Annotated in this window: 1 rRNA gene (only partly in view); it reads right to left on the reverse strand. The window is 52.8% G+C overall.

Annotated features, from left to right (window positions below):
* Window positions 1–25 precede the first annotated feature (25 nt).
* Window positions 26–1,395 (reverse strand): 23S ribosomal RNA (locus EC919_RS27010) (it continues 1,571 nt past the right edge of the window).

The raw sequence follows: 1,395 nt of genomic DNA on the forward strand, positions 1-1,395 counted from the left end.
TTTCTGCAGATTGCTTGGGTGTTATATGGTCAAGCCTCACGGGCAATTAGTATTGGTTAGCTCAACGCCTCACAGCGCTTACACACCCAACCTATCAACGTCGTAGTCTTCGACGGCCCTTCAGGGAACTCAAGGTTCCAGTGAGATCTCATCTTGAGGCAAGTTTCCCGCTTAGATGCTTTCAGCGGTTATCTTTTCCGAACATAGCTACCCGGCAATGCCACTGGCGTGACAACCGGAACACCAGAGGTTCGTCCACTCCGGTCCTCTCGTACTAGGAGCAGCCCCTCTCAAATCTCAAACGTCCACGGCAGATAGGGACCGAACTGTCTCACGACGTTCTAAACCCAGCTCGCGTACCACTTTAAATGGCGAACAGCCATACCCTTGGGACCGGCTTCAGCCCCAGGATGTGATGAGCCGACATCGAGGTGCCAAACACCGCCGTCGATATGAACTCTTGGGCGGTATCAGCCTGTTATCCCCGGAGTACCTTTTATCCGTTGAGCGATGGCCCTTCCATACAGAACCACCGGATCACTAAGACCTACTTTCGTACCTGCTCGACGTGTCTGTCTCGCAGTCAAGCGCGCTTTTGCCTTTATACTCTACGACCGATTTCCGACCGGTCTGAGCGCACCTTCGTACTCCTCCGTTACTCTTTAGGAGGAGACCGCCCCAGTCAAACTACCCACCATACACTGTCCTCGATCCGGATAACGGACCTGAGTTAGAACCTCAAAGTTGCCAGGGTGGTATTTCAAGGTTGGCTCCACGCAGACTGGCGTCCACGCTTCAAAGCCTCCCACCTATCCTACACAAGCAAATTCAAAGTCCAGTGCAAAGCTATAGTAAAGGTTCACGGGGTCTTTCCGTCTAGCCGCGGATACACTGCATCTTCACAGCGATTTCAATTTCACTGAGTCTCGGGTGGAGACAGCGCCGCCATCGTTACGCCATTCGTGCAGGTCGGAACTTACCCGACAAGGAATTTCGCTACCTTAGGACCGTTATAGTTACGGCCGCCGTTTACCGGGGCTTCGATCAAGAGCTTCGCGTTAGCTAACCCCATCAATTAACCTTCCGGCACCGGGCAGGCGTCACACCCTATACGTCCACTTTCGTGTTTGCAGAGTGCTGTGTTTTTAATAAACAGTCGCAGCGGCCTGGTATCTTCGACCGGCATGAGCTTACGGAGCAAGTCCTTCACCCTCACCGGCGCACCTTCTCCCGAAGTTACGGTGCCATTTTGCCTAGTTCCTTCACCCGAGTTCTCTCAAGCGCCTTGGTATTCTCTACCCAACCACCTGTGTCGGTTTGGGGTACGGTTCCTGGTTACCTGAAGCTTAGAAGCTTTTCTTGGAAGCATGGCATCAACCACTTCGTGTTCTAAAA

The sequence above is a fragment of the Pseudomonas graminis genome (assembly GCF_004364335.1).
Taxonomy (GTDB): domain Bacteria; phylum Pseudomonadota; class Gammaproteobacteria; order Pseudomonadales; family Pseudomonadaceae; genus Aquipseudomonas; species Aquipseudomonas graminis_D.